This is a genomic window from Enterobacter sp. HSTU-ASh6, assembly GCF_026319105.1.
In the GTDB taxonomy this organism is placed as follows: Bacteria; Pseudomonadota; Gammaproteobacteria; order Enterobacterales; family Enterobacteriaceae; genus Enterobacter; species Enterobacter sichuanensis.
This window is the reverse complement of sequence record NZ_WSPD01000015.1, coordinates 33,863-57,527: the sequence shown is the minus strand read 5'-3', so window position 1 is coordinate 57,527 and position 23,665 is coordinate 33,863. Positions and strand designations below refer to the sequence as shown.

The window sequence follows — 23,665 nt, the reverse complement described above, 5'->3', positions numbered from 1 at the left end:
TTACGCCGCTTTGGGCTGTTTTTCATAAAGGAAATGCAGGATCTGCTGACGCAGATGGTGATAGCGGCTGTCGTCCGCCAGCTGCACCCGATTACGCGGGCGCGGCAGGTCAACGTGCAGGATCTCCCCGACGGTCGCCGCCGGGCCGTTGGTCATCATCAGCACGCGATCGGAGAGCAGTACTGCTTCATCCACATCGTGGGTGATAAGCACAATGGTGGTGTTCAGCGCCTGCTGGATCTGCATCACCGAGTCCTGCAGATGTGCGCGGGTCAGCGCATCCAGCGCGCCAAACGGCTCATCCATCAGCAACACCTTCGGCTTCATCGCCAGTGCGCGGGCAATGCCGACGCGCTGCTTCATGCCGCCGGAGATCTCTCCCGGCCGCTTATGCAGGGCGTGCCCCATCTGCACGCGATCGAGGTTGTGTTCAATCCACTCCCGACGCTCCGCCTTGCTCATGGTGTGGCGGAACACGTGATCCACCGCCAGGGCCACGTTGTCGAAGCAGGTAAGCCACGGCAGCAGGGAATGGTTCTGGAACACGACCGCGCGCTCCGGACCCGGCCCGGCGATTTCACGGTTATCGCAAATCAGCCCGCCTTCCGTCGGCAGCGTTATTCCGGCGATAAGGTTCAGCAGCGTCGATTTACCGCAGCCGGAGTGGCCAATCAGGCTCACGGTTTCACCTTCGTGAATATCAAACGAGACGTTTTGCAGCGCCAGAAACTCACCGCTGGCGGTGGAAAAACGCTGGCTCACGGCCTGGACCTGAATTATCGGTTTCATCTTCGCTCCTTATTTTTCCTGCCAGCTAAAGCGGCGGGCGATCAGCATCAGCCCCTGCTCCAGCAGTAACCCAACCACGCCAATGATGACGATGGCGATGAGAATGTTTTCGACGTTGAGGTTGTTCCACTCATTCCAGATCCAGAAGCCGATCCCTAAACCGCCGGTCAGCATCTCGGCGGCGACAATGACCAGCCAGGCAATGCCGATGGACAGGCGCACCCCGGTCAACACCGCCGGCAGCACGGCCGGAAAGAGAATACGGCGCAGGATGGTCCACTCGGAGAGCTGCAGCACGCGGGCAACGTTGAGGTAGTCCTGTGGAATACTGCGCACCCCTTCAGCGGTGTTGATCACCATCGGCCAGATCGAGCAGATAAAAATGGTCCAGCTGGAAGCCGGCTCCGCTTTCTGGAACAACAGCAGGCCGATAGGCAGCCAGGCCAGCGGGCTAACCGGGCGCAACAGCGCGATGAGCGGGCTGAACATGCGCGAGAAAAAGGTGAAACGACCAATCAGAAAGCCGAGCGGGATCCCGGCGAGCGCGGCCAGGCCAAAGCCCACCGCCACGCGCTGCAGTGAGGCGAGCACGTTCCAGCCGATGCCCATGTCGTTGGGGCCGTCACGGTAAAAGGGATCGGCGAACAGCGTTAACGCAGAGTCGAGGGTGCTGAGCGGTGTCGGGAATCCTTTACTGTTGATTGCGGCCAGTTGCCAGAGCACGACCAGCAGCCCCAGCCCCAGAAACGCCGGAATGATGCGCTGAAAGATCGCGTTCATCCGGCGGGCAAACGTCGGGGTACGGCGGCGAACCTGCACCGGAGGCAGAATAATCACCTCCCCACTCTCCGGCGTCTCGTGTGATGTCGTCTTTTGCAGATGCTGCATAATCAGGCCCCTCTACGGTGAATAGCGAAACGGTTGGCGTATCCTTCCGGGTCGGTACCGTTCCAGACGGTGCCGTCCATCAATGTGCTGCTGCGCAGCGGTGACGCCGGGGCGGTAATGCCCCCCACCGCCGTGGCGGCATCCTGCCAGACTGCGGTCTGGTTAATGCGCTGCGCAATGCCCGCATAGTCCGGGGCGGATTTGAGCAACCCCCAGCGGCGGAACTGGGTTAAGAACCACATGCCGTCGGAAAGATACGGGTAGCTGACGGCACCGTCGTTGAAGAAGCGAATCGGATGGGCGTCCTGCCAGCGCGAACCCACGCCGTTGTCGTACTCGCCCAGCATCCGCCCGGTGAGGTACTGCTCTTTGGTGTTCAGCCACGCGCGGCGGGAGAGGATCTGCGCGGTCTCGCGTTTGTTTTCCGGGGACGCGTCAATCCAGCGCGCCGCCTCCAGTACCGCGCTGACCAGCGCCCGCGCGGTGTGCGGGTTTTTCTCCACCCACTCGCGACGCGTGCCGAGGATTTTTTCCGGATGATCGGCCCAGATGGACTGAGACGTCGCAGCGGTAAAACCGATACGATCGTTGATGGCCCGCGCGTTCCACGGCTCGCCGACGCAAAAGCCGACCATGTTGCCAATGCGCATGTTCATCACCATTTGCGGAGGCGGTACCACCACGGTGCGGACATCGTCAAACGGATGAATGCCCGCGCTGGCCAGCCAGTAGTAGAGCCACATGGCATGCGTGCCGGTCGGGAAGGTATGCGCAAAGGTGTATGTCCCCGGCGCCTGCTGCCCGGTCAGCTTTTTCAGCCCGTCGAGATCGCGTACCCCCTTTTCGGCCAGATCGGCGGAGAGCGTAATCGCCTGCCCGTTCTGGTTGAGGGTCATCAGGTTGGCCATCTGCTTCGGCTTTCCGGCGATCCCCAGCTCCAGCCCGTACAGCAGGCCGTAGAGAATGTGCGCGGCATCCAGTTCGCCCGCTACCAGCTTGTCGCGCACCGCCGCCCAGCTCGCCTCTTTAGTGGGCACGATGGTGATGCCGTACTTTCTATCAAACCCTTTCAGCGCTGCGATAATCACCGGCGCGCAGTCGGTCAGCGGGATAAACCCGATGCGCACTGTTTCCTGCTCCGGTTTATCCGAGCCTGCCGCCCATGCGGCCTGCATGACCCCCGGTAGCAGCATTGCCCCACTCGCCAGCATGCTGGCCTGCAAAAACCGCCGTCTCGACAAATCCGCCATGACCACTCCTGAAAAAAAAACCAAAAAAAAAGCGCCCGACAGTGCCGAAGCACCGCTGGACGCCTTTATCCCGAAGACAGGTGCACCGCCGTTGGCGCACCGTCAAAAATGGTTAATCTGATAATGCAAAGTGAATGCCAGGTTTTAACGCGCAGTTTTCGCGGTGCCAACCGCCTTACCCTCACGTTTACGCACCTCAATCAGGCACAAAATGCCCACGGATTGTGCAGCTACTCCTTTGGTGTTACTTCCCAGAGGTGCTTCACCATGAGCAGCGCGCGGGCGATATCCACCATTCTCTGGTTCTTGTCCATCGCCATTTTGCGCAGCGCCGTCCAGGCCTGTTCTTCACTCATATTCTGGTGGGTCATCAGCACGCTTTTCGCTTTATCAATGGTTTTACGCTCTTCAAGCGTATCGCGCAGCGACGCAAGCTGACGGGAGAGTTGCTCTATCTCGCGCGCCTGCTGGCGCACCAGGGTGAGCAACGGTTTTTCCGGATAGTGGATCAACGGATCGTCCTGCTCATCGGCGGGCGGTGCGTAGTCGTCGTCACGGTGAATACGCGCGTCCACGGCGAGCATCAGATCGGCAATCATGGTCTCTTCCAGCGCGCGCAGGTGTTCAAGGCGCGAGGTTTGCAGGGCGAACCAGGTCAATGCGGTAGTGCCATTATCGGCGGCAGGCTGGCGGGTACAGGCCACGCGCCGGAGTTGCTCCGTTTCACGATCGGGCTGGCAGTTCAGGGTAAAGGTGGTCTGCACCTCAGCGTGGCTGTGCGAGAGAAAGATCTCAAAACAGGCCTGCTGTCCGTCAATGCGGTCAACCAGCCTCTGGCGGGTGACATCATCGAAAAAGCCCTGCGTGAAGCCAATCGCCCCCAGGGCCCGCTCTTGTCCCGCCAGCTCTTTCCCCTGCATCAGGCTATACAGGGCGACAAAACGCCCGGCGATGTGCGGATCGTCGATGCTGTCATTAAGCTGCGGCACGATACTGAGCAGATGGCGAAGCATGCGCGAGTAGTGCTCCATCGCCTGCGGCGCCGTAAGGGTTTGCTGGCGCACGCCGTCACGCAGGGCGGGAAGCGTATCCAGGCTTTGCAGCGCGCCGCCGATGCGTTCACAAACGGCACTTCCCGGAACGGGGGACTGTTTGTCGAGAATGCCATACAGGGCAGCCAGGTTTTCATCCACCAGCGCCCGGCTGGCTTTGCATTCGGGGGCGTAAAGCTGACCCTGTGAGCAGAGCCAGACGTTGGAAGCCCCGCGCTCGCACTGTAACATGTGCACCAGCTGGCTGATGCCATGCACAAGCACGCCCAGCTGTGCCAGTTTGCTGAGCTGCTCCCGGCGCATCGTCCTTGCGCGCTGGAGCCATTCGTTAGCCCCTGGTGAAATGCCAGCCATTAATGTCATGCTTACTCTCCGGAACAGCGAAACCCGTGAAAGCTAAGCAATATTCGTGCCTTTATAAGAACAGGAGTCAACATGCAAAAGATTGTGATTGTCGCCAACGGTGCGGCCTACGGCAGCGAATCCCTTTTTAACAGCCTGCGTCTGGCCATTGCGCTGCGCGAAAAGGAGAGCGACCTGGCGTTGCGACTCTTTTTAATGTCGGACGCGGTCACTGCAGGTCTGAAGGGGCAGAGACCCGCAGAGGGCTATAACATTCAGCAGATGCTGGAGATCCTGACCGCGCAAAACGTGCCGGTGAAACTGTGTAAAACCTGCACCGACGGGCGGGGCGTCACCGGCCTGCCGCTGATTGACGGCGTGGAGATCGGTACCCTGGTTGAACTGGCCGAATGGACTCTGACCGCTGATAAAGTATTAACTTTTTAATAATAAACCCGTAAAAATATTTTTTTCTTATGGACGCGGTTTCAGCATCAAGTTTACCTGCTGGGTTGCCGATAGGCATGGAAACAACACAGCAGGTATTTCACTTATGTTCAGATCGATTCGTGCTCGCATTATTGCCGCGACGACAGGCTGCCTGGTCGTCGCCCTTCTCCTCAATACGGTTATCAACTTCCAGGTCACGCGCCAGGATAACCAGCAGTCCCAGCGCGATATCCTGACCAGCACCAGCGCCAGCCATAATATGGCGATTGCCGACTGGGTCAAAAGCAAGATGACCGTGATCGCCTCCGCCCGGAGCGTGGCGCTGAGTGACGATCCGGTTCCGGTGTTTAAACAGCTTGCCCAGGCGGGTGGGTTCACCAACGTCTATGTGGGCTACGCCAGCAAAACGGCAAAATTCTCCGAGCCTGCCGGTGTACCTGCGGATTATGATCCGACCATTCGTCCGTGGTATCAGCAGGTGGTCAGCACCGACGGTCCGGTTGTGACTGCGCCGTATGTCGACGCCGGAACCGGGAAACTGGTGGTGACCTTCGCCGTACCGGTGAAAGAAAATGGCACCCTGAAAGCGGTCGTGGCGGGTGATGTGGCCATGGACAGCGTGGTGGCGAACGTGCGTGGGATCCATCCTACCCCGGCCAGCAGCGGGTTACTTCTTAACAGCGATGGCAGCGTGATTGCGGCTAACGATCCGGCCCTGACGCTCAAACCGTTTGCTGAGACCATCAAAGGCATCGATTTTGCCGCACTGAAAAGCGGCAATCTGGTCGACGGAACCCTGAATGACGTCGAGAAAACCTTCGTGGCGACCGCCGTGCCGGGCACCAACTGGCTGTTAGTGGTCGCCCTCGACAACGGTGACGCCACCTCCGGCATGCGTTCCCTGCTTAAAGCATCGGCGATTTCGCTGGTGATCCTGGCGCTGCTGAGCGCGGCCATTGTCCATTTCCTGATTGCCCGTCTGCTGAAGCGTCTGTCTGACATTCGCGACGCGATGCACAACATTGCCAACGGCACCAACGATCTGTCGCAGCGCCTGCCGGACGCCGGCGAGGACGAAGTCGCGCAGATCGCCCAGGCCTTTAACGCCTTCAGCGATAAGCTCGCGGTGGTGATGGTGCAACTCCGTGATGCCAGCGAGTCGGTGAAAAATGCCGCGCAGGAGATTGCCGCCGGTAACCAGGATCTTTCCGGACGTACCGAGCAGGCAGCATCCAGTCTGCGCGAGACGGCCAGCGCCGTGGAGCAGATCACCGCCTCCGTGACCCAGTCAAATGAGTCGGCGGCGGAAGCGAACGACCAGGCGAGCAAGGCCTCAGCGGCCGCGGCCCGCGGCGGCGAGGTGGTATCACAGGCGATCAGCACTATGCAGTCCATCGAAGTGGCGTCGGCCAAAATTGGCGATATCACCAGCGTGATTGACGGTATTGCTTTCCAGACCAACATTCTGGCGCTGAACGCTTCCGTCGAAGCGGCCCGCGCCGGCGAGCAGGGTCGCGGGTTTGCCGTGGTGGCGGGCGAAGTGCGCAACCTGGCCAGCCGTAGCGCCCAGGCGGCGAAGGAGATTAAATCACTGATTGATTCCACCACCGACAGCGTGGCGACCGGCTCTCGCTACGTACATCTGGCCGGGGAAAGCATGGATGAGATCCGCTCCAGCATCGGCAGCGTCTCCGGCATCATGCGCGAAATCTCCATCGCCACCAGCGAGCAGATGAAAGGCATTCACGAGATTAACCACGCGGTAACCCATCTCGACCGCATGGTACAGCAGAACGCCGAACTGGTCGTGCAATCTGCCGCCGCGGCTGGTGCCCTGCAGAGCCAGGCGGGCGACCTTGCTGAAACCGCCGGCCATTTCCGCATTTAATGTTAATCCGGCGCGCGTTTAGCGGCTAAAACGCGCGCCAGCTGACATTTTGAGGAATATTGTCATTTTTGTTTAATCGTTATGCCATTTTTTGATCAAAATCAGCATCCCACCCCCTCCCCTTTGGTGTTATGCCATGAGTGAATTGTGAACAACATCACGCTCGGATATGGCTGCAGGGAGAGCGTTGTTTAAGACTACGGGGTAAAAAATGGCACTGGTAAAAACAAGTTTGAAGCTGTTTGGCGGGGATACGGTCGTGGTGCGCTGCTCAGAGCGCTGTCGTATTCATCTGATGAGTTCAAAGGCACAGAAACAGTCACAGGCGGATATTCTGACCGTGCAGGATGACAAAGCCTGGCTTACCGTGCCCTATACCGGCACATGGGATGTGCTGATCGACAGCCACAGTCAGTCACTGGAGCATTCCGTCAGTTACGTGGCAGCATAACGTCACACGCCCGGCAAGCCGGGCGTATTATCAGGCAAAGCCCGGTCGCAGCGTGCTGTTGACCGAGTTTCCTTCCAGCAGCGCCTTCACCTTTACCACCAGCTCATTCAGACAATCGTCCTTCATGCCGAGGCGGGTCAGTTCCTGATCGAGGGAGAAAAGATACTGCGCGTTGGTGCCCAGCGGCCCGCTGGCGGCGGCAATTAACGGCGCAATCACCTGCGTGCGGGTGTCCGCTTCGTACAGCGGATGACGCGGATCCATAATAAAGACCAGCGCATTGACGGTGCGTCCGTCGTCGAGGTCCAGCTTGCACCAGCTCGGCATATAACAGCCGGTGATCATCTCACGCTTCCAGAGCAGCGTCAGCTCCTCTTCCAGCGTGGCATCAGGAAGACGATAGGCCACTCCCGTGGTGCGACCGCCCTCTTTCAGTGCAAGCATGCGTCCCGGCTGACACGCGCTGCCGCGTCCGGCGGTTAATCGCAGGCAAAATGCGCGATGCCATCCGGGGAGCGTACCCGTCGCCGATTCGACAAATTCCAGAGCCGGGTTCCACATCAGTGAACCGTAGCCAAAAATCCATACCGGGCCATCATCCGGGCGGCAGGCAAGCGTGGCAGCGAGAGACGCCGCACGTTGTTCAGCTGACCAGAGAAGCGATTCCTCAATAGCACCAAATGCCGTCTTACAATCTGCCTTCATTAAGAAATCACGCGTTAACACTTTACACCTCCGCCACTGCATGCTTCCTTGCGACATCTGTAATTCGCCTTCCCGGCATTCTGTGCTGGTCATTTTGCCAGCAGTCAAATTACGATAAGCAATTAGCGGACCCGTTGCAATACAACAGCAGTTCAACCGCCTGAAAAGTCAAAATGAAGGCAGCGAATAATTTCACGGCTATTTCTTTTTATGCCATTTATCATCGTCTCCTTTCTCATAATCATGTTTGACTGCGGCCCAGGCGACCTTGTGCGCCGTCTCTTCCCGGCTGGCATCATCCCGGCGATCGTCCTTATCTTTGTATTGATCCCAGGCGCTGTTAAACGCCTCTTTGTAGATCTCCTGCGCGTGTTCAGGGAGTACGTTTTGTACGTTATCCGGTAATTCGCGTTTCGTTTTATAGGGCATCACTAACCTCTCTTTTGCTTAAAGAGATAAGTGTGGACGACGATACGCCATGGTGCCAGTCAGGAATAATTTATGCGTAAATTATAATGATAATCTACTGTTATTTAAGGAATATAAAATAAAGATAACGCATTATGCGCATCATGATGCAATATCATCACAAAGGGTAAATTTGAGTAAAAAATAAAGGGTATTTAACAGAGAGCTGTTAATGTAACGGCCTCAAAAATCTATCTATAATGACAAGCACCTGCATTGATGGAGAAGCACATGACAGCAGCACACGAGGCGGTGAAGACCCGCCACAAGGAGACGTCACTCATTTTCCCGGTTCTGGCACTGGCTGTGCTGCTCTTCTGGGGAAGCAGTCAGTCACTGCCAGTGGTGGTTGGTATCAATATTCTGGCCCTGGTCGGTATCTTAACCAGCGCATTTAGCGTGGTTCGCCATGCGGACGTATTAGCCCACCGCCTTGGTGAGCCTTACGGTTCGTTAATTCTCAGCCTTTCCGTTGTTATTCTTGAAGTCAGTCTTATTTCCGCACTCATGGCGACCGGTGACGCCGCGCCGACGCTGATGCGCGACACGCTCTATTCGATCATCATGATTGTCACGGGTGGTCTGGTGGGCTTTTCTCTGTTACTGGGCGGACGCAAATTCGCGACCCAGTATATGAACCTGTTCGGCATTAAACAGTATCTGATTGCGCTCTTCCCGCTGGCGATTATTGTGCTGGTCTTTCCGATGGCGCTGCCGGGCGCCAATTTTTCTACCGGTCAGGCGTTATTGGTCGCGCTCATTTCCGCAGCCATGTACGGCGTGTTTCTGCTGATTCAGACCAAAACGCACCAGAGCCTGTTTGTGTATGAGCATGAAGATGACAGCGACGACGATGACCCGCACCACGGTAAGCCGTCGGCCCACAGCAGCGCGTGGCATACGGTTTGGCTGATCGTACATCTGATTGCGGTGATTGCCGTCACCAAGATGAATGCCAACCCGCTGGAGACACTGCTGACCGAGCTGAACGCGCCAGTGGCGTTTACCGGTTTCCTGGTGGCGCTGTTGATTCTGTCCCCTGAAGGGCTGGGGGCGCTGAAAGCGGTGCTGAACAATCAGGTGCAGCGCGCGATGAACCTGTTCTTCGGCTCGGTACTGGCGACCATTTCACTCACCGTACCGGTAGTGACGCTGATTGCCTTTATGACCGGCAACGAACTGCAGTTTGCGCTGGGCGCGCCGGAGATGATTGTGATGGTGGCATCATTGCTGCTGTGCCAGATTTCGTTCTCCACCGGACGCACCAATGTGCTGAACGGGGCGGCGCATATGGCCTTGTTTGTTGCGTATCTGATGACGATTTTTGCGTAGCCTTTTTGCCCAGCGGCGCTTCGCTTGCAGGGCCTACGGGTTCTGTAGGCCGGGTAAGCGCAGCGCCACCCGGCAATATGCCCCATAAAAAAACCCGCCGAAGCGGGTTTTTTTATTATTTGCTGGTATCCAGCTCGTCGAAGCTTTTCACCAGATCGTCAATTGCTTTGATCTGCTTCAGGAACGGCTCCAGTTTATCCAGCGGCAGCGCGGAAGGACCGTCGCATTTCGCGTTATCCGGATCCGGGTGCGCTTCAATGAACAGACCCGCCAGGCCGGTCGCCATCCCGGCACGCGCCAGCTCGGTCACCTGCGCACGACGGCCACCCGACGCCGCGCCAAACGGGTCGCGGCACTGCAGCGCGTGGGTTACGTCGAAGATCACCGGCGACTGGTTAGAGACGTTCTTCATCACGCTGAAGCCCAGCATATCCACCACCAGGTTGTCGTAGCCGAAGTTAGCGCCACGGTCGCACAGGATAACTTTGTCGTTGCCACCTTCGATAAATTTATCGACGATGTTGCCCATCTGGCCCGGGCTCACGAACTGCGGTTTTTTCACGTTAATGACCGCACCGGTTTTCGCCATCGCTTCCACCAGGTCAGTCTGGCGAGCGAGAAACGCCGGAAGCTGGATCACGTCGACCACATCAGCCACTGGCTGCGCCTGAGAAGCTTCATGCACGTCGGTGATCACTTTCACGCCAAACGTCTGTTTCAGCTCCTGGAAAATTTTCATCCCCTCTTCCAGGCCCGGGCCACGGTAAGAGCGAATTGAGGAGCGGTTGGCTTTGTCAAAAGAGGCCTTAAACACGTACGGGATGCCCAGCTTCTGGGTCACGGTCACGTAGTGCTCGCAGATACGCATGGCGAGATCGCGGGATTCCAGCACGTTCATACCGCCAAACAGCACGAACGGCAGGTCGTTTGCCACGTTGATATCACCAATGCTAACCACTTTTTGTTTCATAGGATCGCCTTATTCAGGTGTGAATCGGAATTAAGATTAATGCAGTGTAATTTGTTTGTGCGAGATCGCGTTGATCTGCGCCCGAATCATTTCGCTGATCGGATCTTCCGGACATTGTTCGACGAAATAGCTTAAATCGTTCAGCGCCACGTGCTCACAGTCGAGCTGGGCATAAATAAGCCCGCGGTCGCGAATTTCGTACGGATCTTCCGGATTAAACTGCAGCAACACTTCGCTGGCACGCAGGGCCAGCTCCATCTGACGCTCTTCCATCAGCGCCGATTTCAGCGTATCCAGCAGCTTACGAATAACTTCGGCATTGTCGGCTTCGTCGAGATCTTCATTAAAGAGCTCGGCCACCGGGCTGATATTGCCTTTCAGCCAGACGTCCAGCGTATGCTCGTCCAGCGTGTCGCCGTTAAACGGATTAATCAGCCACATTTCACCGTCCAGCCACTCGGCACGCAGGATCATCTGCGTCGGGAAAATGACGGGCACCAGTGGAATATCCAGACGGTGCGCGATCCACAGCAAAATAGAGCCCAGCGCGACCGCGCTGCCCTGACGATTTTTTAAGACCTGGTCCAGCCATAATGCGTCAGACAGGCGATACACGCCCCGCGTGTCGCAGAAACCCCATTCGCCGTAGAAAAGCTCAAGCAGCTTCTCCAGCTGCCAGTCCTGCGGACGCGCCTGATTGATCTCTTCGCGCGCCAGGCTGACCAGATTCTCCAGTTCATCGTAGACATACTGCGACGTAAAATCGTCGCGAATCATCTCCGAAATCAGGATCATGCCATCGCAGAGCGGCACTTTATTAAATTCGAAATCGGCTAAGGACCTCATGACTTACCCCAGTAACGACTGCGCGTACAATGACGTCCAGACGCGATAAAACCCAAAACGATGTCAATGATAACGCCAAACGGCTTTTCAGTCAGCCCTGCGCCTTTATCAGTAAATGGCAGATAGCCAGGCGTCATGCCCATTGCCCCAGCGTCAGACGCTCGTTACCGCCGTAGTCGCGGCAGGTTTCAACCGCCGTGTAGCCTGCCTGTGTAAACAGCGCCCGTACGGCATCCCCCTGCGTCCAGCCATGCTCCACCAGCAGCCAGCCACCGGGAAGTAAATGCTGTCGTGACGTTGTCACAATGTGATCGAGATCGGCTAATCCCTCCCTGGCGGCAACCAGCGCAGACAGCGGTTCGAAGCGCACATCCCCCTGCGAGAGGTGTGGGTCATGCTCGTCAATATAGGGCGGGTTACTGACAATCATCCCGAACGTTTGCTTCTCCAGCGCGCTAAACCAGCTGCTTTGCAGCACGGTCACGTTAGCCAGACCAAGACGTTCCACGTTACGCTGCGCCAGCGCCACCGCGTCGGGCATCACATCCACCGCCGTGACCGCGCAATCGGGCCGTTCGCTGGCGAGCGCCAGGGCGATGGCCCCGGTCCCCGTACCGAGATCGAGAATGCGGCAGGCCTCTGCGGGTAAACGCGCCAGCGCCTGCTCCACCAGACACTCGGTGTCAGGACGCGGGATCAGCGTCGCCGCAGAGACGAACAAGGGTAACGACCAGAACTCACGCTCTCCGACGAGATGCGCCACCGGTTCTCCGGTTTTTCGGCGGGCAAGCAGCGCGGCGAGCTGCGCTTCCTGATCAGCGGTCAGTTCGGTTTCACCGAACGCCAGCAGATACGTGCGAGCTTTGCCCGTTACGTACTCAAGCAAAATTTCGGCATCACGCTTTGGGCTTTCACTCCCGGAAAGCTCACCGGAGGCATGGCGTAACCAGTGCTGAAAATCCATTATTCCTGCTCGGACAGTGCCGCCAGCTGGTCGGCCTGGTATTCCTGCACGATAGGCTCAATCAGCATGTCCAGTTTCCCTTCCATCACCTCGTCCAGACGGTAGAGCGTCAGGTTAATGCGGTGGTCCGTCACGCGACCCTGCGGAAAATTGTAGGTGCGGTTGCGGTCACTGCGATCGCCGCTGCCCAGCAGATTACGACGGGTTGACGCTTCCGCCTGCTGGCGTTTCGCCATTTCTGCCGCGTGAATACGCGCCCCCAGCACGGAAAGCGCTTTGGCTTTGTTTTTGTGCTGGGAACGTTCGTCCTGGCACTCCACCACAATGCCGGTTGGCAGGTGGGTAATACGGATGGCGGAGTCGGTGGTGTTAACGTGCTGACCGCCCGCCCCGGAGGAGCGGAAGGTGTCGATGCGCAGATCGGCCGGGTTGATGTCCGGCAGTTCCGCTTCCGGCAGCTCCGGCATTACCGCCACCGTACAGGCGGAGGTATGAATGCGACCCTGAGATTCGGTAGCCGGCACGCGCTGTACGCGGTGACCGCCAGATTCAAACTTGAGACGACCGTACACGCCGTCGCCGCTGATCTTGGCGATAACCTCTTTGTAGCCACCGTGTTCGCCTTCGTTGGCGCTCATGATCTCCACACGCCAGCGGCGTGACTCGGCGTAGCGGCTGTACATGCGGAACAGGTCCCCGGCAAACAGGGCCGCTTCGTCACCGCCGGTACCGGCGCGGACTTCCACAAAGGCGTTACGCTCATCGTCCGGATCTTTCGGCAGCAGAAGTACCTGAAGCTGCTGCTCCATCTCTTCTGAACGCGCTTTCGCATCCTGTAACTCTTCCTGCGCCATCTCGCGCATTTCAGGATCGTCGAGCATCATCTGCGCGGTTTCAATATCTTCCTGAACCTGTCGCCAGTCGGTATAGCATTTAGAAACATCACTTAACTGCGCGTATTCACGTGAGAGCGCGCGAAAACGTTCCTGGTCCGCAATGGTCCCGGCATCGCCGAGCAGCGCCTGGACTTCTTCATGGCGCTCGTGCAGAGCTTCCAGTTTAGCGACGATAGAAGGCTTCATAGGCGTAAGTGCACCTTGTCTTAGAAAATGGGTATAGGGCGCTATTCCAGCCCGAGGCTGTTGCGCAGAATAGTCAGGCGTTCATCATCCCCGTCACGGGCAGCCTGCTGAAGAGATTTGGTTGGTGCATGGATCAGGCGGTTGGTCAGTTTCCATGCCAGATCCTGCATAATCGCGTGTGCATCGCCGCCCTGGTCAAGGGCCGCTAACGCTTTGGCAGTCAGGTCATCACGCACCTGTTCCGCCTGTCCGCGGTACTCGCGGATGGTCTCGCTGACGCTTTGCGCGCGCAGCCAGGCCATAAACTCACTGGTTTCCTGCTCGACAATGGTTTCCGCCTGCACCGCCGCCGCTTTACGCTGAGCGAGGTTATGCGAAATGATGCTTTGCAGGTCATCCACGCTGTAAAGGTAGGCGTTAGCCAGCTTGCCAACTTCTGGCTCCACATCGCGCGGAACGGCGATGTCCACCAGCAGCATCGGCTGATTACGACGGGATTTGAGCGCGCGCTCCACCATCCCTTTACCGATGATCGGCAGCGGGCTGGCGGTCGAGCTGATAATAATATCCGCCTCTTTCAGGCGTTCATCGATGTCGCTCAGGGCAACCACCTCTGCCCCCACTTCATCCGCCAGCACCTGCGCACGTTCGCGGGTGCGGTTAGCGATAATCATCTTTTTCACTTTATGCTCGCGCAGATGGCGCGCCACAAGTTCGATGGTTTCGCCCGCGCCCACCAGCATCACGGTGACGGTTGACAGGGATTCAAAGATTTGGCGTGCAAGGGTGCAGGCCGCGAAAGCAACAGAAACCGCACTGGCACCAATGTCGGTTTCGGTTCGCACACGCTTTGCCACGGAGAATGACTTCTGGAACATACGCTCCAGTTCGCTGGCCTTCAGATGCCCTTTTTGCGAATCCGCAAAGGCTTTTTTCACCTGACCCAGAATTTGCGGCTCGCCCAGCACCAGCGAATCCAGCCCGCTGGCGACGCGCATCAGATGGCTGACGGCATCGTTATCCTGATGCCAGTACAGGCTGTTGCGCAGCTCGTCTTCATTGAGGTTGTGGTAGTCGCATAACCAGCGGATCAGCGCTTCGTGCAGGTTATCCTGCTCTTCCACGCTTAAATAGAGCTCGGTACGGTTGCACGTCGAGAGCACCACGCCACCCTGCACCATCGGCTGGGCAAGCAGGCTGTCCAGCGCCAGGTCAAGCGTATCCGGCGAAAACGTAACGCGTTCTCGCAGCGAAACCGGGGCTGTTTTGTGGTTAATACCGAGTGCTAATAGGGTCATGTTGAGCGGGAGTAGTACCAGCGTTAATAAGGTTAGCAGAACGCATCATACAGGATGCGCGAGATCAATAAAAGGGACTGCCCCCTTTCGGAGTAATAGGTTACACAACGCTTTGAGATAATTTGAACGTAGACGGTGGGGACCATCAACGCTAGCATTAACAGTTATAACTGCAACGTATCTCAAGGATTTGTCCTCATTATGACCCGACTGATTCGCCTGCTGCCGCTGGCGGCACTGGTTCTGACCGCATGTACCGTCACCCAACCAAAAGGCCCGGGCAAAAGCCCTGATTCACCGCAGTGGCGTCAGCACCAGCAGGATGTCCGTAATTTGAGCCAGTACCAGACCCGCGGCGCCTTCGCTTATCTCTCTGACGAACAAAAAGTTTATGCGCGCTTCTTCTGGCAGCAGACCGGCCAGGACAACTATCGCCTGCTGCTGCTGAACCCGCTGGGCAGTACCGAACTGGAGCTTATTGCCAAACCGGGCGAAGCGCAGATCACCGATAACAAAGGCCAGCACTACACCGCGACCGATGCCGAAGAGATGATTGGCAAACTGACGGGAATGCCTATTCCGCTCAACAGCCTGCGCCAGTGGATCCTTGGCCTGCCGGGTGAGGCGACCGACTACACGCTTGACGATCAATACCGTCTGAGCCAGGTCAATTACACCCAGAACGGCAAAACCTGGAAAGTGGTGTACAACGACTATGACAGTAAGAGTAAACCGGCGCTGCCATCCAACATGGAGCTGACTCAGGGCAGCCAGCGCATCAAGCTGAAGATGGATAACTGGATCGTTAAATGATGACCCACTGGCCCTCTCCGGCAAAACTGAACCTGTTTTTATACATTACCGGCCAGCGCGCTGACGGGTATCACACCCTGCAGACGCTGTTTCAGTTCATTGACTATGGCGACACGATCTCCATTGAACCGCGCCAGGACGGACAAATTTGCCTCCTGACGCCGGTCGACGGCGTGGCACATGAGGACAACCTGATTGTGCGCGCTGGACGTCTGTTGATGAACGCCGCGGCGCAATCCGGTCGCCTGCCGGCGGGTAGCGGTGCGGACATCCGTATCGAGAAGCGTCTGCCAATGGGCGGCGGGCTGGGCGGAGGCTCCTCTAACGCTGCCACCGTGCTGGTTGCGCTGAACCATCTCTGGGGTTGCGGGCTGTCGCAGGACGAACTGGCGGCCTTAGGTTTGACGCTGGGCGCAGATGTCCCGGTGTTTGTGCGCGGGCATGCGGCGTTTGCCGAGGGCGTGGGTGAGATCCTCTCTCCGGTTGAACCGCCGGAAAAATGGTACCTGGTTGCCCACCCTGGGGTGAGCATTCCGACCCCGGTCATCTTTAAAGATCCTGACCTGAAAAGAAATACCCCGGTGCGGTCAATAGAAACGTTATTAAATTGTGAATTCAGCAACGATTGCGAGGATATCGCAAGAAAACGTTTTCGCGAGGTTGATGCGGTGCTTTCCTGGCTGTTAGAATACGCGCCGTCGCGCCTGACTGGTACAGGGGCCTGTGTCTTTGCTGAATTTGACACCGAATCCGCCGCTCGTCAGGTGCTTGAGCAAGCGCCGGTTTGGCTGCATGGTTTTGTAGCGCGCGGGATGAACACCTCCCCCCTACAGCACGCCATTCTGGCGCAGACTGAGTTTCGGTGACAACGTCACCCTGTTCCAGACGTTGCATCGCGCTCTTTAATACACCGCCTGGATAGCCTTTGCCTGGCCCGCACAGTTTACGGCGAACGCTATCCACCACTGGACGCATGCCTGAGGTTCTTCTCGTGCCTGATATGAAGCTTTTTGCTGGTAACGCCACCCCGGAACTAGCACAACGTATTGCCAACCGCCTGTACACTTCCCTCGGCGACGCCGCCGTAGGTCGCTTTAGCGACGGCGAAGTCAGCGTACAAATCAACGAAAATGTACGCGGTGGTGATATTTTCATCATCCAGTCCACCTGTGCTCCAACAAACGACAACCTGATGGAACTGGTTGTTATGGTCGACGCCCTGCGTCGTGCTTCAGCAGGCCGTATCACTGCTGTAATCCCTTACTTCGGCTATGCCCGTCAGGACCGTCGCGTTCGTTCTGCGCGTGTGCCAATCACCGCTAAAGTTGTCGCTGACTTCCTGTCCAGCGTTGGCGTTGACCGCGTACTGACCGTTGACCTGCACGCAGAGCAGATCCAGGGCTTCTTCGACGTCCCGGTTGATAACGTATTCGGCAGCCCAATTCTGCTGGAAGACATGCTGCAGCTGAACCTGGACAACCCAATCGTGGTTTCTCCGGACATCGGCGGCGTGGTACGCGCTCGTGCTATCGCTAAGCTGCTGAACGATACCGACATGGCGATCATCGACAAACGCCGTCCGCGCGCTAACGTTTCTCAGGTGATGCACATCATCGGTGACGTGGCTGGCCGTGACTGCGTACTGGTTGACGACATGATCGATACCGGCGGTACGCTGTGTAAAGCTGCTGAAGCGCTGAAAGAGCGTGGTGCCAAGCGCGTGTTCGCTTACGCGACCCATCCGATCTTCTCCGGCAATGCGGTGAACAACCTGCGCAACTCCGTTATTGACGAAGTGGTGGTATGCGATACCATCCCACTGAGCGACGAGATCAAGGCACTGCCAAACGTGCGTACCCTGACCCTGTCCGGGATGCTGGCCGAAGCGATTCGTCGTATCAGCAACGAAGAATCCATCTCTGCAATGTTCGAACACTAATCGGACACGGCCAAAAAACCCGCTGCGGCGGGTTTTTTTGTCTCTGGGTTTTATTTGTATGATTAATGCCTCCTTCACCTGCCATTCACATGACAGATGATGCGCATACGGATGATAGATAATTGTGAAAAACGTAACTTCCTCACATGTTCTGCCCTTTCGCGCCCTCATCGACGCCTGCTGGAAAGAGAAGTACACCTCATCACGTTTTGTGCGTGACCTGATTGCCGGGATCACCGTCGGCATTATCGCCATCCCGCTGGCGATGGCGCTGGCGATTGGTAGCGGCGTTGCGCCGCAGTACGGTCTGTACACCTCAGCCGTTGCCGGGATCGTCATTGCTCTGACCGGCGGTTCACGTTTCAGCGTTTCCGGCCCGACTGCCGCTTTTGTGGTGATCCTCTACCCCGTTTCACAGCAGTTTGGTCTGGCAGGCCTGCTTGTCGCCACCCTGATGTCCGGGCTCTTTTTAATTCTGTTTGGCCTGGCCCGCTTTGGCCGCCTGATAGAGTACATTCCCCTTTCCGTTACGCTGGGGTTCACCTCCGGGATCGGTATCACCATCGGAACGATGCAAATCAAGGATTTCCTGGGCCTGCAGATGGCTCACGTTCCTGAACACTACCTGCAAAAAGTGGGGGCGCTGTTTATGGCGCTGCCAACTGCCAACCTGGGCGACGCCGCCATCGGGATTGTGACGCTGGGTACGCTGATCGTCTGGCCTCGTCTGGGCATTCGTCTGCCGGGCCATCTGCCCGCGCTGCTGCTGGGCTGCGCGGTGATGGCTGTCGTGAATATGTTCGGCGGCCATGTCGCCACCATTGGCTCGCAGTTCCACTATGTTCTGGCGGACGGTTCACAGGGTAGCGGCATACCGCAACTGTTACCGCAGCTGGTGCTGCCGTGGGACATGCCCGGCTCCAGCTTTACCTTAAGCTGGGATTCCCTGCGCGCGCTGCTTCCTGCGGCCTTCTCCATGGCAATGCTCGGGGCGATTGAATCTCTGCTCTGTGCCGTCGTGCTCGACGGCATGACTGGCACCAAGCACAAAGCCAACAGCGAGCTGGTCGGCCAGGGGTTAGGCAACCTCATCGCACCGTTCTTTGGCGGCATTACGGCCACCGCGGCCATCGCCCGTTCTGCGGCCAACGTGCGCGCCGGGGCCACCTCGCCGGTTTCAGCGGTAATCCACTCTGTGCTGGTGATCTTAGCCCTGCTGATCCTCGCTCCGCTGCTCTCCTGGCTGCCGCTTTCCGCCATGGCCGCCCTGCTGCTGATGGTGGCCTGGAACATGAGTGAGGCGCATAAGGTGGTAAACCTGCTGCGCCGCGCCCCGAAAGACGACATCATCGTCATGCTGATCTGCATGTCGCTGACCGTGCTGTTCGATATGGTCATTGCCATCAGCGTCGGGATCGTGCTCGCTTCCCTGCTGTTTATGCGCCGTATTGCGCAGATGACGCGCCTCTCCCCGGTTAACGTGGAGGTGCCAGATGATGTGCTGGTTCTGCGCGTGATTGGTCCGTTGTTCTTCGCCGCGGCGGAAGGTCTGTTCAGCGATCTGGAGTCCCGCATTGCGGGCAAGCGGATAGTGGTCCTGAAATGGGATGCCGTGCCGGTGCTGGATGCGGGCGGGCTGGACGCCTTCCAGCGTTTTGTGAAACGTCTGCCGGAAGGCTGTGAACTGCGGGTAAGTAATCTTGAGTTCCAGCCTCTGCGCACCATGGCGCGGGCGGGGGTGCAGCCGATCCCTGGCCGCCTTGCCTTCTACCCTAATCGTGATGCCGCGTTAGCGGATCTGTGAGCCCCCTGATGCAGAGAAGCGTCTCTGCATCATCACCCCAATCGCCTGCTGGAGCCATTCAAGCACGGCAGGCGTCATCCATGTTCCCTTCATCAGATGCGGCTCCTGCTGCATGGCCACGCGAAACTTTTGCTGCGTCTCCGGGTTCGCGCCCGCGTACGACTGGAACAGCGCCAGCCAGTTTTCGGCAAGCTTTTGCGCATCGTCAGAGGCGGGGTCGAGGTTTTCCTGCTGCGCCTGATGCAGTTTCGCCACCAGCGGCGGCCACTCCATCATGCGGTCAAAGTAATGTGCCCGGGTAAACGCCATCTCTTCGGCAGAGAGATAGTTCTCCCAGATAATGAGCTTCGACTCGGCAAACGCCCGCGTAATATAGTCGGTCATCTCCGGCGTGATGCCGGTTTGCGCCTGCATCTGCGGCTCTGCGCTGTGCATTTCGTTCAGCCGGGTCAGAAACTCCGGCTTGCCTGCCGTGTCCTGCTCCAGGCGTTCCATCCAGCGCGTGGCCAGGTCCATCGCCCGCGGGTCTGTAACGGGTATGTGCTGTTCCAGCAGGGTATTGACCTCTGCAACCAGCCCCGACCAGATAGCCGCCAGCGCATCCTTCTGCAGGGCAAACGGCAGCTGCTGTAACTCTTCTTTCGTAAACCAGCGATCGTACATATTCATTAACTCCAGAGTCTGTAGCCAGGATTCCAGATCGGGCGTCTCATCGGCGGTAAGCCCGGTACGCAAATCCACCAGCCGTTCACGCAGCGTGTGTATGCTGCGCAACTGCTTATCCAGCAGGCTGATTTGCGCATCGAGGAGTTCCGTTAACGACAGCGACTTTTGTTCCAGAAAATCCCTGATTTCAGCAAGTTCCAGCCCCGCTTTTGCCAGCGCCTGAATCATGTGCAGACGCTGGACATCCGCCAGGTTATAAAGCCGGTAACCTGCCGCGCTTCTGGCAGAAGGCAGCAACACCCCTGTTTGCTCATAGTGGTGCAATGTTCGCACGGTGATGCCGGCCCGCTTCGCCAGCTCACCCACCTGAATCAACATAACTGCTCCTTTTCTTTGCCAGTGCCGCCACTCTGGTGCCTTACGTTACGTGAGGGTCAACCCTTGATGCAAAAAAAAACGACTCCCTGGGGAGTCGTTTCGGTGTTCTTTCGTCCTGGCACTAGCTGTGCTTATGCTGGTCGCGACGGCAGCGTTTATCGTAATGGCGCACCCACCAGTATTTATCGCACACTTCCTCATGGCCGCTCACGCGTGCCCCGGCGAGCCACAATACCGCACCGAGGAAGATGCTCAGAACCGCGCCATGCGCGAAGTATTGCGGGAGATCAAGCTGCGGCAGCTGGTTTAATATTGAATAACCTACGCCGACAACCATCACAAACAGCCCCAAACCCATCAGCACGTTACCGAGTAGCGAAGCGTTTTTGCGTTTCATATGTCACCTCCGGAACTTTGGGTTGTCAGGGGAAAACCCCCTAATCCTTGTGTGTAAAGTATAGACAACGCCCCTTTTATGAGTTGCGTGAATGATCACAATTACAGATAACTCCCAAACAAAAGTTTACAAATAAGGCTTTGAACAGCTTGAAATTCTAATTGTTCAAATAAGAAATTATTCGTATTTCGCTGAGACGATCGCAGAATTTTGTCAAGCGGCGCGCCAGACAGTAAACTACGCGCCAGATCTGGAACCCATTAGGAATTGAATCGTGACGATTAAACTGATTGTCGGCCTCGCCAACCCCGGCGCAGAGTATGCGGCGACCCGCCACAATGCCGGAGCATGGTACGTCGATCTGCTGGCCGAGCGGTTACGTGCACCCCTGCGTGAAGAACCTAAATTCTTCGGGTATACCTCACGTATCAACCTCGCAGGCGCGGATGTTCGCTTACTGGTGCCCACCACCTTTATGAACCTGAGCGGTAAAGCGGTGGCAGCGATGGCAACGTTTTATCGTATTAATCCGGATGAGATTCTGGTGGCCCACGATGAGCTGGATCTTCCGCCAGGCGTAGCGAAATTCAAGCTGGGCGGCGGGCACGGCGGTCACAACGGTCTGAAAGACATCATCAGCAAGCTGGGCAATAACCCGAATTTCCACCGTTTACGCGTGGGAATCGGCCATCCGGGCGATAAAAACAAAGTTGTCGGTTTTGTGCTAGGTAAGCCCCCGGTTTCAGAGCAGAAACTGATAGACGAGGCGGTAGACGAAGCGGCGCGCTGCACCGAAATCTGGCTGAAAGATGGCTTAACCAAAGCGACAAACCGCTTGCACGCTTTTAAAGCGCAATAATCCATCCAGTACGGCTTTTTTACCGCGCGTGATGCGGGTTACGTGTATAATAGGCGTAGTTATTTACTTTTCATCAATCGGTTATCGTTAACGGATTGATTATCAAGATATTAAGGTGATTTAGAAATGGGATTCAAATGCGGTATCGTCGGTCTGCCAAACGTGGGCAAATCCACCCTGTTTAACGCGCTTACCAAAGCGGGTATCGAAGCGGCGAACTTCCCGTTCTGTACCATCGAACCTAACACTGGCGTTGTGCCAATGCCTGACCCGCGCCTGGATCAGCTCGCGGAAATCGTGAAGCCGCAGCGTATTCTGCCGACCACCATGGAGTTCGTGGACATCGCGGGCCTGGTAAAAGGCGCATCCAAAGGTGAAGGCCTGGGTAACCAGTTCCTGACCAACATCCGTGAGACCGAAGCGATCGGCCACGTTGTACGCTGCTTCGAGAACGACAACATCATTCACGTAGCGGGTAAAGTAAACCCGGCTGAAGATATTGATGTCATCAACACCGAGCTGGCGCTGTCGGATCTTGATACCTGCGAGCGTGCGATCCACCGTATCTCCAAGAAAGCCAAAGGTGGCGATAAAGATGCCAAAGCCGAGTTGGCGGTGCTGGAAAAATGTCTGCCACAGCTGGAAAACGCGGGCATGCTGCGTTCTCTGGATCTGAGCAAAGACGAGAAAGAGCTCATCCGCTACCTGAGCTTCCTGACGCTGAAGCCAACCATGTACATTGCCAACGTGAACGAAGACGGTTTTGAAAATAACCCGTACCTCGATCAGGTGCGTGCTATCGCCGAGAAAGAAGGTTCTGTCGTGGTTCCGGTTTGTGCCGCAGTAGAAGCCGATATCGCCGAACTGGATGACGAAGAGCGTGATGAGTTTATGGCAGAACTGGGCCTGGAAGAGCCCGGGCTGAATCGCGTTATCCGTGCTGGTTATGCCCTGCTCAACCTGCAGACCTACTTCACCGCTGGCGTGAAAGAAGTGCGTGCCTGGACCATTCCAGTGGGTGCAACTGCGCCTCAGGCTGCGGGTAAAATCCACACCGACTTCGAGAAAGGCTTTATTCGTGCGCAGACCATCGCGTTTGAAGATTTCATCACCTACAAGGGTGAGCAAGGCGCGAAGGAAGCCGGCAAGATGCGTGCGGAAGGGAAAGAATACATCGTTAAAGATGGCGATGTGATGAACTTCCTGTTCAACGTCTGAGTCGTCTTGAATGAAAAAAAACCACGCCCTGGCGTGGTTTTTTTATTGCGGGGTCAAAACACATTGTCTAAGAGTTCTGTTTTCATGCTGGGTTCAAAAGGAATGATTTCAGCCGTCGCAAGCTTTAACCTCTGAAAAGGATCCTCGCGTAATCGCTCTTCAAGAGAGGCAAGACTCTCACATTTCGCGAGAATGACCCCACCGTTTCTCGGCACCCGTCTTCCGGATGCGAGGAAAATTCCCTCTGCATACCCTTTTTTTAGCCACTCGACATGCGCAGATATTGCTGCGTCAATCTCTTCGAGTGGTTTGATATAGGTTAAAATGACAATATAAACCGTGCTCATCCTTTGCCTCTTAGCTCTGTTTTAAACTGCTTGTTGGAACTGCTTATGCAGCCCTCTTTTGCCACCGATTATTGTTATCGTTTTTTGGCGCTTTTGATGTTAATACGCAGGGCCCGATCGAGACAAAGCGTTACGCTTCATCTCCCAGGAATAAAACCAATCATGCCAGCCGTTTTGCTTTTCCGCATAGCTACAGACCACAACCACTTCCTTTGACAGGTTGAAAGTTAAGTAATAGAAAAATGCGCCTTCAGGAGGTGCAGACCAAAATAGTTTTTCACCCTGCGCATTGAAGATGGTCAAAACGGTTGGTAGTGGCTTTGGCTCGCTTAACGCAAAGACTAACTGGCGTGTTGAGTCGACCATTGCAGAGTCTAAAAATGGCATACTAACCAGTATGTTACTTTCACCACACGCCCACTGAAGCAGGTCATTTTCTTTAATACAAATGAGATTTTCAATCATCGGT

General features: G+C 56.7%; 26 protein-coding genes and 1 pseudogene. 11 read left to right on the top strand and 16 right to left on the bottom strand.

What is annotated here, in order from left to right; genetic code table 11:
• From GM298_RS17510 to GM298_RS17500, 3 genes are read right to left on the bottom strand one after another with little or no spacing between them, the layout of a single operon-like run.
• On the bottom strand, positions 1-789 hold the full coding sequence (locus tag GM298_RS17510) for an ABC transporter ATP-binding protein (RefSeq protein ID WP_045286270.1): 789 nt from the start codon (positions 787-789) through the stop codon (positions 1-3).
• A gap of 9 nt (positions 790-798) precedes the next feature.
• Positions 799-1,677: a nitrate ABC transporter permease gene (ntrB, locus tag GM298_RS17505; RefSeq protein WP_266154772.1), complete on the bottom strand. Its 879-nt coding sequence runs from the start codon at positions 1,675-1,677 to the stop codon at positions 799-801.
• Between the two features lie 2 nt (positions 1,678-1,679).
• Positions 1,680-2,927: a CmpA/NrtA family ABC transporter substrate-binding protein gene (locus tag GM298_RS17500; protein ID WP_266154770.1), complete on the bottom strand. Its 1,248-nt coding sequence runs from the start codon at positions 2,925-2,927 to the stop codon at positions 1,680-1,682.
• Between GM298_RS17500 and GM298_RS17495 the strand changes: the two genes are divergently transcribed.
• On the top strand, positions 2,926-3,048 hold the full coding sequence (locus GM298_RS17495; RefSeq protein WP_266154768.1) for a hypothetical protein: 123 nt from the start codon (positions 2,926-2,928) through the stop codon (positions 3,046-3,048). The genes GM298_RS17500 and GM298_RS17495 overlap by 2 nt on opposite strands.
• Positions 3,049-3,157: 109 nt before the next feature.
• Here GM298_RS17495 and nasR read toward each other — a convergent pair whose 3' ends face one another.
• Positions 3,158-4,342, bottom strand: coding sequence for a nitrate regulatory protein NasR (gene nasR / locus GM298_RS17490; protein ID WP_128339105.1), 1,185 nt, complete (start codon positions 4,340-4,342; stop codon positions 3,158-3,160).
• Between the two features lie 72 nt (positions 4,343-4,414).
• Here nasR and GM298_RS17485 point away from each other — a divergent pair, with 72 nt between their 5' ends.
• From GM298_RS17485 to GM298_RS17475, 3 genes are all read left to right on the top strand, one after another.
• Positions 4,415-4,768, top strand: a complete 354-nt coding sequence (locus tag GM298_RS17485) for a DsrE/DsrF/TusD sulfur relay family protein (RefSeq protein ID WP_025756532.1) — start codon at positions 4,415-4,417, stop codon at positions 4,766-4,768.
• Between the two features lie 106 nt (positions 4,769-4,874).
• Entirely contained in the window at positions 4,875-6,659 is a 1,785-nt protein-coding gene (locus tag GM298_RS17480; RefSeq protein ID WP_128339106.1) for a methyl-accepting chemotaxis protein, read from the top strand.
• A gap of 211 nt (positions 6,660-6,870) precedes the next feature.
• Complete coding sequence (locus GM298_RS17475; protein ID WP_010432930.1) at positions 6,871-7,110, top strand: DUF1883 domain-containing protein; 240 nt, start codon at positions 6,871-6,873, stop codon at positions 7,108-7,110.
• A 30-nt stretch (positions 7,111-7,140) separates the two neighbouring features.
• On the opposite strand, the gene GM298_RS17470 is transcribed toward GM298_RS17475, so the two are convergent.
• Positions 7,141-7,836 carry a gamma-glutamylcyclotransferase gene (locus GM298_RS17470; protein WP_128339107.1) on the bottom strand — a complete coding sequence of 232 codons (696 nt, stop codon included), beginning with the start codon at positions 7,834-7,836 and terminating at the stop codon, positions 7,141-7,143.
• A gap of 177 nt (positions 7,837-8,013) precedes the next feature.
• Positions 8,014-8,244, bottom strand: coding sequence for a putative cation transport regulator ChaB (gene chaB, locus GM298_RS17465; RefSeq protein WP_025756529.1), 231 nt, complete (start codon positions 8,242-8,244; stop codon positions 8,014-8,016).
• A gap of 270 nt (positions 8,245-8,514) precedes the next feature.
• Here chaB and chaA point away from each other — a divergent pair, with 270 nt between their 5' ends.
• Positions 8,515-9,615 carry a sodium-potassium/proton antiporter ChaA gene (gene chaA, locus GM298_RS17460; protein ID WP_014832275.1) on the top strand — a complete coding sequence of 367 codons (1,101 nt, stop codon included), beginning with the start codon at positions 8,515-8,517 and terminating at the stop codon, positions 9,613-9,615.
• A gap of 115 nt (positions 9,616-9,730) precedes the next feature.
• On the opposite strand, the gene kdsA is transcribed toward chaA, so the two are convergent.
• The 6 genes and pseudogenes from kdsA to hemA form a co-directional block, all read right to left on the bottom strand.
• A complete protein-coding gene (gene kdsA / locus GM298_RS17455) occupies positions 9,731-10,585 on the bottom strand; it encodes a 3-deoxy-8-phosphooctulonate synthase (protein ID WP_025756528.1) in 855 nt (284 codons plus the stop codon).
• Positions 10,586-10,621: 36 nt separating this feature from the next.
• Positions 10,622-11,431, bottom strand: a complete 810-nt coding sequence (sirB1, locus tag GM298_RS17450; protein WP_014832276.1) for an invasion regulator SirB1 — start codon at positions 11,429-11,431, stop codon at positions 10,622-10,624.
• A 32-nt stretch (positions 11,432-11,463) separates the two neighbouring features.
• Positions 11,464-11,553: pseudogene (locus GM298_RS23390) on the bottom strand (siroheme synthase); the annotation flags it as partial.
• A gap of 11 nt (positions 11,554-11,564) precedes the next feature.
• Positions 11,565-12,395 carry a peptide chain release factor N(5)-glutamine methyltransferase gene (prmC, locus tag GM298_RS17440; protein ID WP_266154763.1) on the bottom strand — a complete coding sequence of 277 codons (831 nt, stop codon included), beginning with the start codon at positions 12,393-12,395 and terminating at the stop codon, positions 11,565-11,567.
• Positions 12,395-13,477: a peptide chain release factor 1 gene (gene prfA / locus GM298_RS17435; RefSeq protein WP_025756525.1), complete on the bottom strand. Its 1,083-nt coding sequence runs from the start codon at positions 13,475-13,477 to the stop codon at positions 12,395-12,397. The genes prmC and prfA overlap by 1 nt, the downstream gene beginning before the upstream one ends.
• Before the next feature lie 41 nt (positions 13,478-13,518).
• A complete protein-coding gene (gene hemA / locus GM298_RS17430; RefSeq protein ID WP_025756524.1) occupies positions 13,519-14,775 on the bottom strand; it encodes a glutamyl-tRNA reductase in 1,257 nt (418 codons plus the stop codon).
• Positions 14,776-14,976: 201 nt separating this feature from the next.
• On the opposite strand from hemA, the gene lolB reads away from it, so the two are divergent.
• From lolB to dauA, 4 genes are all read left to right on the top strand, one after another.
• Positions 14,977-15,588, top strand: a complete 612-nt coding sequence (lolB, locus tag GM298_RS17425) for a lipoprotein insertase outer membrane protein LolB (protein WP_047958856.1) — start codon at positions 14,977-14,979, stop codon at positions 15,586-15,588.
• Positions 15,585-16,454: a 4-(cytidine 5'-diphospho)-2-C-methyl-D-erythritol kinase gene (gene ispE / locus GM298_RS17420; RefSeq protein WP_266154756.1), complete on the top strand. Its 870-nt coding sequence runs from the start codon at positions 15,585-15,587 to the stop codon at positions 16,452-16,454. The genes lolB and ispE overlap by 4 nt, the downstream gene beginning before the upstream one ends.
• 125 nt (positions 16,455-16,579) lie before the next feature.
• The gene (gene prs, locus GM298_RS17415; protein WP_003856663.1) at positions 16,580-17,527 is read left to right on the top strand and encodes a ribose-phosphate diphosphokinase; all 948 of its coding nucleotides are present in this window, start codon (positions 16,580-16,582) and stop codon (positions 17,525-17,527) included.
• A gap of 124 nt (positions 17,528-17,651) precedes the next feature.
• On the top strand, positions 17,652-19,331 hold the full coding sequence (gene dauA, locus GM298_RS17410) for a C4-dicarboxylic acid transporter DauA (RefSeq protein ID WP_045286259.1): 1,680 nt from the start codon (positions 17,652-17,654) through the stop codon (positions 19,329-19,331).
• On the opposite strand, the gene GM298_RS17405 is transcribed toward dauA, so the two are convergent.
• Positions 19,317-20,375, bottom strand: a complete 1,059-nt coding sequence (locus GM298_RS17405; protein ID WP_266154751.1) for a MerR family transcriptional regulator — start codon at positions 20,373-20,375, stop codon at positions 19,317-19,319. The two genes, dauA and GM298_RS17405, sit on opposite strands and share 15 nt — an antisense overlap.
• A gap of 121 nt (positions 20,376-20,496) precedes the next feature.
• Positions 20,497-20,772: a stress-induced protein YchH gene (ychH, locus tag GM298_RS17400; RefSeq protein WP_008499505.1), complete on the bottom strand. Its 276-nt coding sequence runs from the start codon at positions 20,770-20,772 to the stop codon at positions 20,497-20,499.
• A 274-nt stretch (positions 20,773-21,046) separates the two neighbouring features.
• Between ychH and pth the strand changes: the two genes are divergently transcribed.
• Both pth and ychF read left to right on the top strand, forming a co-directional pair.
• Positions 21,047-21,631, top strand: coding sequence for an aminoacyl-tRNA hydrolase (gene pth / locus GM298_RS17395; protein ID WP_023336005.1), 585 nt, complete (start codon positions 21,047-21,049; stop codon positions 21,629-21,631).
• Positions 21,632-21,757: 126 nt separating this feature from the next.
• Entirely contained in the window at positions 21,758-22,849 is a 1,092-nt protein-coding gene (gene ychF, locus GM298_RS17390; RefSeq protein WP_020690896.1) for a redox-regulated ATPase YchF, read from the top strand.
• Between the two features lie 53 nt (positions 22,850-22,902).
• Here ychF and GM298_RS17385 read toward each other — a convergent pair whose 3' ends face one another.
• Together GM298_RS17385 and GM298_RS17380 are read right to left on the bottom strand one after the other, a co-directional pair.
• A complete protein-coding gene (locus GM298_RS17385; protein ID WP_266154746.1) occupies positions 22,903-23,196 on the bottom strand; it encodes a YciI family protein in 294 nt (97 codons plus the stop codon).
• A gap of 99 nt (positions 23,197-23,295) precedes the next feature.
• Positions 23,296-23,661 carry a hypothetical protein gene (locus GM298_RS17380; RefSeq protein WP_266154744.1) on the bottom strand — a complete coding sequence of 122 codons (366 nt, stop codon included), beginning with the start codon at positions 23,659-23,661 and terminating at the stop codon, positions 23,296-23,298.
• Positions 23,662-23,665: the final 4 nt, after the last annotated feature.